Origin of the sequence: Pseudoruegeria sp. SK021 (assembly GCF_002119405.1) — a bacterium.
Classification (GTDB): domain Bacteria; phylum Pseudomonadota; class Alphaproteobacteria; order Rhodobacterales; family Rhodobacteraceae; genus Meridianimarinicoccus.
Genome location: NZ_MTBG01000148.1, coordinates 1 through 293 on the forward strand (window position 1 = coordinate 1; position 293 = coordinate 293).

The 293-nt window shown below is 55.6% G+C and carries 1 pseudogene; it reads left to right on the forward strand.

Annotated elements, in window-relative coordinates:
• Window positions 1-125: 125 nt before the first annotated feature.
• A pseudogene (locus BV911_RS19000) lies at window positions 126-293 on the forward strand (transposase); the annotation flags it as partial.

Below are 293 nucleotides of genomic sequence, written 5' to 3' on the forward strand. Positions count from 1 at the left end.
GGGCTGCTGACGCCCGGTGAGGCTTATGATACCCACAATCAACACCTGAAAGTCGCCGCCTGACATGAACCCAATGCTATAGCTTGGATCGGCGGAAAACTGGTCTAAAATCTAGGACCACCTCTGATTTCAGCACGCTGAGCCGCCGACAGTAGACCGATGCGTGGCGATCCCCTATCGCGGGTCGAAGGGATCTCTGCATCTTTTGATTGATGCCACCGGGATCAAGGTCGAAGGTGAAGGCGAATGGCATAGACGCAAGCACGGTGGCTCGAAACGACGGGTTTGGCGTA